The sequence below is a fragment of the Mycobacterium sp. NAZ190054 genome (assembly GCF_001545925.1).
In the GTDB taxonomy this organism is placed as follows: domain Bacteria; phylum Actinomycetota; class Actinomycetes; order Mycobacteriales; family Mycobacteriaceae; genus Mycobacterium.
In genome coordinates this window covers 1-6,990 of sequence record NZ_LMVQ01000200.1, presented here as the reverse complement: position 1 = coordinate 6,990, position 6,990 = coordinate 1, and the positions used below count along the sequence as shown (strand labels likewise).

Here is a 6,990-nt window from a genome sequence, read left to right as displayed (position 1 = left end):
GGACGGCGCGCTGCTGGCCTACGACGGACAGCTGATCGACGACGCCCGACTGGTCACCGCCGTCGCGCGCACCGCGGCCCAGCACGGGGCCAGGGTGCTCACCCGGGTGGCGGCCGCCGACGCGTCGGGTGAAGCGGTCACACTGACCGACACGACGACGGGCGAGTCGATGCGGGTGCCGGCCCGCGCGGTCGTCAACGCGTCCGGGGTGTGGGCCGGGGAGATCGACGACTCGATCAGGTTGCGGCCCAGCCGGGGCACGCACCTGGTGTTCGACGCCGCCGCGTTCGGCAATCCGGTTGCGGCGCTGACCGTTCCGATCCCGGGTGAGATCAACCGGTTCGTGTTCGCGATGCCCGAACAGCTCGGCAGGGTGTACCTCGGCCTGACCGACGAGGACGCGCCGGGCCCGATCCCCGATGTGCCGGAGCCGACACCCGCGGAGGTCAGGTTCCTGCTCGACACCGTCAACACCGCGTTGGACACCGCGCTGACCGAGGCCGAGGTGCTCGGCGCCTACGCCGGCCTGCGCCCACTGATCGACACCGGGTCCGGCAGGACCGCTGACATCTCCCGCGAGCACGCCGTCACCGAGTCGCCATCGGGTGTCCTCACGGTCATCGGGGGCAAGCTCACCGAGTACCGGTACATGGCCGAGGACGTCGTGGACCGGGCCGTGCTGCTGCGCGGACTCACCGCAGGCCCGTGCCGGACCCGCGATCTGCCGTTGGTCGGTGCGCCCGCCAATCCGGTGGCGACGCTGCGTTCACCGGCCGAGTTGCCGGGTTCGCTGGTGGCCCGGTACGGCGCCGAGGCGCCGAACGTGATCGCGCGGGCCACCTGCGAGCGGCCCACCGATCCGGTCGCCGACGGCATCGACGTGACCAGGGCGGAGTTCGAGTACGCGGTCACCCATGAGGGCGCGCTGACCGTCGAGGACATCCTGGACCGCCGGACCAGAATCGGCCTGGTCGCCGCGGATCGCGAGCGCGCGCAGGCGACTGCCGAGGAGATCCTGGCGAATTCGGCGCGCTGAAGCACCCCAGGGGTGCTCCAGCGCGCCGAATTCGCGGGAAAGATTACAGCGGGATGTTCTTGTGGCGGCCGCGGCGCAGCGGCGCCTCGGCCAGGGCCTGCGTCAGCTTCGACCGGGTGTGCGCCGGATCGATCTTCTCGTCCACCACACCGATCTCGATCGCCGAATCGACCCCGCCGGCGATCTTCTCGTGCTCGATGGCCAGCGCCTCGTGCAACGACTCGCGCTCCTCGGGGGCGGCGGCGGCCAGCTTCTTCTTGTGCAGGATGCCGACCGCGGCCTTGGCGCCCATCACGGCGACCTCGGCCTCGGGCCACGCGAACACCTTGGTCGCGTTGAGCGACCGCGAGTTCATCGCGATGTAGGCGCCGCCGTAGATCTTGCGGGTGACCAGCGTGACGCGCGGCACCGACGACTCACCGAAGGCGTGCAGCAGCTTGGCGCCGCGACGGACCACGCCGCCCCACTCCTGATCCACCCCGGGCAGGTAGCCGGGGACGTCGACGATGACGACCAGCGGAATGCCGAACGCGTCGCACAGCCGCACGAAACGCGCCGACTTCTCGGCGCTTTCGGAGTTCAGGCAGCCGCCCAGGCGCAGCGGGTTGTTCGCGATCACGCCGACGGTGCGGCCGGCTAGCCGGCCCAGGCCGACGACGATCGACGGCGCCCAGCGCGACTGGAACTCCTCGAACGGCACGCCCTCATCGAGCAGGGCTTCGACGAGCGGGTGCACATCGTAGGCGCGCCGCGCCGATTCCGGCAGCAGCGCCTTGAGGTCGGTGTCGCCGGCCTCGGCCTTGCTGCGATCGAAATGGCCCTGCTGACAGAACAATCCGACGAGACGGCGGCCGCGCTCGTAGGCGTCGAGCTCGTCGGTGGCCACGATGTGGCACACGCCGGACTTCTTGTGGTGGGCTTCGGGGCCTCCGAGGGACACCATGTCGACGTCCTCGCCGGTGACGCTGCGCACCACGTCGGGGCCGGTGACGAAGACCTTGCTGTCGGGGGCCATCACGATGACGTCGGTCAGCGCGGGACCGTAGGCGGCGCCGCCGGCGGCGAAGCCGACGACGACCGAGATCTGCGGGATGTAGCCCGACGCCCGGATCATCGCCTCGAAGACCAGGCCGACCGCGTGCAGCGCCTTGACCCCCTCGGCCAGCCGCGCGCCGCCGGAGTGCCAGATGCCGACGATCGGGCTCTGCTCCTCGATCGCGACGTCATAGGCGTCGACGATGTGCTTGCAGCCGTCCACGCCCATGGCGCCGCCCATCACGGTGCCGTCGGTGCAGAACGCGATGGTGCGCACGCCGTTGACGGTGCCCGCCGCGGCCAGCACACCGGACTTGTCACGCTCGTGCAGCAGCTCGACGCTGCCGTCGTCGAAGAAGGTGGACAGGCGCAACAGCGGGTCGCGCGGATCGAGGGACTCGTTCACAGACTCGGGGGCCGGCGGGTTCTCGATTGTCGTCATGGTGTCTCCTGCGTTCCGTCAGTTCAGTACTTGCCGAAGGCGAGTGCGACATTGTGCCCGCCGAATCCGAACGAATTGTTGATGGCGTACTCGTAGTTTCCAGGTCGGGGTCCGTCCGCGACCACGTCGAGATCGATCTCGGGATCGAGGTTCTTCAGGTTCAGCGTCGGCGGGATGATCCCGTCCCGCAACGCCTGCACGGTCAGGATCGACTCGACCGCGCCGACCGCGCCGACCGAGTGGCCCAGCGCGGACTTCGGGGCGTAGACGGCCGGGTAGTGGCCACCCATCGCATTGTTGATGGCCTTGCCTTCGGCCACATCGCCGACGCTGGTGCCGGTGGCGTGCGCGTTGACGTGGTCGATGTCGGTGGGCTGCAGTCCGGCGAGCTGGATGGCGCGCGTCATCGCGTAACCGGCCCGCTCACCGTTCGGGTCGGGAGCCACCATGTGGTAGCCGTCGGAGGTGATGCTCGCGCCCATCAACCGCGCCAGGATCGTCGCGCCGCGGGCCTTGGCGTGCTCCTCGGTCTCGATGACCATCATCGCGCCGGCCTCCCCGAACACGAACCCGTCGCGGTCCTTGTCGAAGGGCCGGCAGGCGCCCGCGGGGTCGTCGTTGTTGGTCGACATCACGATCCGCATCTGGGCGAAACCGGCGATCGGCACCGCCTCGATGCGCTGCTCGACGCCGCCGCAGATGGCGATGTCCGCCTCGCCCAGCACGATGTTGCGCCACGCCTGGGCGATACCCTCGGACCCGGACGCGCACGCCGAAACCGGCGTCACCACACCGGCTTTGGCGCCACGCTCCAACCCGACCACCGCCGACGGACCGTTGGGCATGTACATCTGCACGGCCAGCGGGGACACGGCGCGGATGCCTTTCTCCCGCATGCCGTCGTAGGCGAACACCAGCGCCTCGGCGCCGCCGAGACCGGTCCCGATCGACACCAGCAGTCGCTCGGTGTCCACCTCGGGTGATCCGGCGTTCTCCCAGACCCGCCTGCCGAGGACGGTCGCCATCCGCTGCGGATAGGACATCCGCCGCAGCTCGACCTTGGTCAGGTCGGACTCGAAGTCCTCCAACAGGTGACCACCGATGCGGACCGGAAGGTCGAACTCCTCGACGAACGGATCCTCGAGCCTGCGGATTCCGCTCTGCCCGTCGAGGAGCGCCTTCCAGGTCCCTTCGGCGTCGGTGGCGACGCTGGTGGACATCGCGATACCGGTGACGACGACGTCGGGCAGCCCGTTACCTGTTGTCGGCGAAACCATGCTGTGCCGCGAGTCCTTTCCCTGCGATCTCTCTAGTAGCGACCGAACGCCAGAGCCACATTGTGGCCGCCGAAACCGAACGAGTTGTTGATGGCGTACTGGTAGTCGCCATATCGAGGCTCACCCGCGACGACATCGAGATCGATCTCGGGGTCGGGTGTCTCGTAGTTCAGTGTCGGCGGGATGACGCCGTCGCGCAGCGCGAGCACCGTCAGCACCGATTCGAGGGCGCCCACGGCGCCGATCGAGTGACCCAGAGCCGACTTCGGCGCGTACACCGCGGCGTGCTCCACACCGGCGACCCGGATGGCGTTGGCCTCCGCGGTGTCACCGATCGGGGTGGCGGTGGCGTGCGCGTTGACATGCGCGATGTCCTTGGGGGACAACCCGGCCGTCTCCATCGCCCGCTTCATGGCCGCACCGGCACGCTGGCCGTCCGCGGCCGGAGCCACCATGTGGAACGCGTCCGAGGTGATGCCCGCGCCCATCAGGCGGGCCAGCGGCTTGGCGCCGCGGGCCTTGGCGTGCTCCTCGGTCTCGATGATCATCAGTGCGCCCGCCTCGCCGAACACGAAGCCGTCGCGGTTCTTGTCGAACGGCCGCGACGCCTTCTCCGGCTCGTCGTTGCGGGTCGACATGGCGCGCATCATCGAGAACGCCGCGATGGGCAGGGCCTCGATGCCGCCTTCCACACCACCGACGACGGCGAAGTCGGCGTCGCCCATGACGACCTGACGCCAGCCGTGGGCGATGGCCTCCGACCCGGACGAGCACGCCGACACCGGGGTGATGACCCCGGCGCGGGCGCCCAGCTCCAGGCCGGCGACCGCCGCGGCACCGTTGGGCATGATCATCTGAACGGCGAGCGGCGACACCTTGCGGGGGCCGCCCTCGTTCATCGCGTCGTAGGTCTCGACGATCTTCTCGCCGCCGCCCAGGCCGGTGCCGATGATCACGGCGAACCGGTCCGGGTCGACCTCGGGCTTGCCCGCGGTCTCCCAGAGCCGGCCTGCGAGCAGCTTGGACATGCGCTGCACGTAGGACATGCGCCGCATGTCGATGCGGGTCATGTGGCTGTCGACGTTGTCGACGAGGTGACCACCGATGCGCACCGGCAGGTCCCACTTGTCGACGAACTCGTCCTCCAGGATGCGGATGCCGCTGTCGCCTGCGAGCAGGCCCTTCCACGTGCTCTCGATGTCCGCGGCGAGCGCTGTGGTGGCCTCGACGGCGGTCACCACAACGTTGGGAAAACCGCCGTTAGCAGTGGAAGGACGGGTCACTTGTCACCCGTGATCTGGGCCCGGATGGCCGCCGCGGCCTCGGGGTTCTCTTCCTCGAGCTTCTGGATGTAGGCGACGACGTCACCGACGGTGCGCAGACCGGCGAGGTCCTCGTCGGGGATCTTCACGCCGTACTTGTCCTCGGTCTGCACGGCGATCTCCACCATCGACAGCGAGTCGATGTCCAGGTCGTCGACGAACGACTTCTCGGGAGTCACCTCGGAGGGCTCGATACCGGTGACCTCTTCGATGATCTCGGCGAGACCGGCGATGATTTCTTCCTGAGTGGCGGGCACAGTGGCTCCTTCTATCTATTGGGTGTTTCTTCGAACGGATTGAAAACGGACTGCGACGGACGATGAAGACTGTCTGTACTTGTGCAACTGGTCAGGCGCGGAGCGATTCCGCGAGCCCGTCCAGGTCAGCGGGGGACTTGACGGCATGCGTCGGCACCCCCCGAAGTTCGCGTTTGGCGATGCCGGTCAGCGTTCCCGCGGGCGGGAACTCGACGATCGCCGTGGTACCGAGTTCCTTCATGGACGCGGTGCACAGGTCCCAGCGCACCGGCCGGGTCAGTTGAGCCACGAGCTTGGCCATCGCGTCGGCCGCCGAGGACACCGGCCGGCCGTCGGCATTCGACAGCAGCGTGACGGCGGGCTCTTCGGGGTTGATGCGGTCGGCGACGACGGTGTACTCGTCGAGCGCGGAGGCCATGTAGTGCGTGTGGAACGCGCCGGCGGTGGCCAGCGGGCGCACCCGGGCGCGGGCGGGGGGATCCTCGGCAAGCTTCTCCAGGGCTGCGAGCGCACCCGCGGCGACGATCTGGCCGGCGGCGTTGCGATTGGCCGGAACCAGGTCCAGTGCCTCCAGTCGCGCCAGCACCTCGGACTCGTCGCCGCCGAGCAGCGCCGACATCCCGGTGGGCTCCAGCGCGCAGGCCTTGGCCATCTCCTTGCCGCGGGTCGCCGCGAGCGCGACGGCCTCGTCGGCGGTGATGACACCGGCGATCGCGTAGGCCGCGATCTCGCCGACCGAGTGGCCGGCCGCGATGATGTCCTCGTCTCCGGTGAGAACCTCCCGCTTGGTCAGCTCCTCATAGGCCAGCAGGGTGGCGGCGACGACGAGGGGCTGGGTCACCGCGGTGTCGGTGATCTCCTCCGCGGTGGCGGTGGTGCCCAGGGCTGCCAGATCCAGCCCGCTGATCTCCGACCACGCCTCGATACGCTGGGCCGCACCGGGCAGCTCCAACCACTCGGCGAGCATGCCGGGGGTCTGCGAGCCCTGTCCGGGCGCGAGGAATGCGAGCACAGTCTTCTGAGGCACTCTCTAAGAGAACATTGTGAAGACGCATTTGAACGGTGTGCGAGATTATGAACCTCGTCTTAGGTTTTTGTAGGAAGTCCACAAATCCGCATGTGATGCGACTCCATCGAGACCCCGCCGCAACCTCTGTTCTCTAAGAGAAGCCCTCGGATGTGACGGAGGCGACATCGGGCACCTGCCGTGGCTCCGTCGCCGGAGCGGTCGCCAGATGCGCATGACGGGCCAGCCGGCCCACCGAGGACGCCACCCGCAGCACGTAGGCGTCGCGCGGGACAGTCGGGTCGCGGCCGGTGAAATCGGCGATCCGCTTCAACCGGTACCGCACGGTATTTGGATGAACGAACAATTTGCGTGCGCAAGCTTCGATCGCGCCGCCCGAGTCCAGGTAGGCGTCGAGTGTCTCGACCAGCGCCGGGCCGGCATCGGAGAGCGGGCGCATCACCTCGGCCTCCAGCGCGGCGGCGGCGGTCGCATCGCCGAGCAGCGCACGCTCGGGCAGGTACAGCGACATGATGAACAGGAAGGCACTCCACGCGGCGAACGCGCTGACCGCGTTGACGGTCGCCGAGCTGAACGGGATGCTGCGGAAGAACC

The 6,990-nt window shown here is 68.8% G+C and carries 7 protein-coding genes; 1 reads left to right on the top strand and 6 read right to left on the bottom strand.

Going from position 1 to position 6,990, the window contains the following annotated elements; all coding sequences use genetic code 11:
- A partial coding sequence (locus tag ASJ79_RS15205) for a glycerol-3-phosphate dehydrogenase/oxidase (protein WP_067956538.1) occupies positions 1 to 1,036 on the top strand: 1,036 nt, incomplete at its 5' end.
- A 43-nt stretch (positions 1,037 to 1,079) separates the two neighbouring features.
- Here ASJ79_RS15205 and ASJ79_RS15200 read toward each other — a convergent pair.
- The 6 genes from ASJ79_RS15200 to ASJ79_RS15175 form a co-directional block, all read right to left on the bottom strand.
- Positions 1,080 to 2,513 carry an acyl-CoA carboxylase subunit beta gene (locus tag ASJ79_RS15200; protein ID WP_067956536.1) on the bottom strand — a complete coding sequence of 478 codons (1,434 nt, stop codon included), beginning with the start codon at positions 2,511 to 2,513 and terminating at the stop codon, positions 1,080 to 1,082.
- Between the two features lie 23 nt (positions 2,514 to 2,536).
- Positions 2,537 to 3,790: a 3-oxoacyl-ACP synthase KasB gene (gene kasB, locus ASJ79_RS15195; RefSeq protein ID WP_067956534.1), complete on the bottom strand. Its 1,254-nt coding sequence runs from the start codon at positions 3,788 to 3,790 to the stop codon at positions 2,537 to 2,539.
- 32 nt (positions 3,791 to 3,822) lie between these two features.
- Positions 3,823 to 5,073, bottom strand: a complete 1,251-nt coding sequence (gene kasA, locus ASJ79_RS15190) for a 3-oxoacyl-ACP synthase KasA (RefSeq protein ID WP_067956532.1) — start codon at positions 5,071 to 5,073, stop codon at positions 3,823 to 3,825.
- Complete coding sequence (gene acpM, locus ASJ79_RS15185; protein ID WP_067956530.1) at positions 5,070 to 5,369, bottom strand: meromycolate extension acyl carrier protein AcpM; 300 nt, start codon at positions 5,367 to 5,369, stop codon at positions 5,070 to 5,072. Before acpM ends, kasA begins: the two co-directional genes overlap by 4 nt.
- Before the next feature lie 91 nt (positions 5,370 to 5,460).
- Complete coding sequence (locus ASJ79_RS15180) at positions 5,461 to 6,381, bottom strand: ACP S-malonyltransferase (protein WP_067956540.1); 921 nt, start codon at positions 6,379 to 6,381, stop codon at positions 5,461 to 5,463.
- Positions 6,382 to 6,529: 148 nt separating this feature from the next.
- Positions 6,530 to 6,990: CdaR family transcriptional regulator (locus tag ASJ79_RS15175; RefSeq protein WP_231750859.1), on the bottom strand; the 461-nt coding region annotated here is incomplete at its 5' end.

Bases quoted from the DNA above. Each gene is read 5' to 3' on its own strand.
- kasB (WP_067956534.1), bottom strand. From the start codon at position 3,790: ATGGTTTCGCCGACAACAGGTAACGGGCTGCCCGACGTCGTCGTCACC.
- ASJ79_RS15200 (WP_067956536.1), bottom strand. From the start codon at position 2,513: ATGACGACAATCGAGAACCCGCCGGCCCCCGAGTCTGTGAACGAGTCC.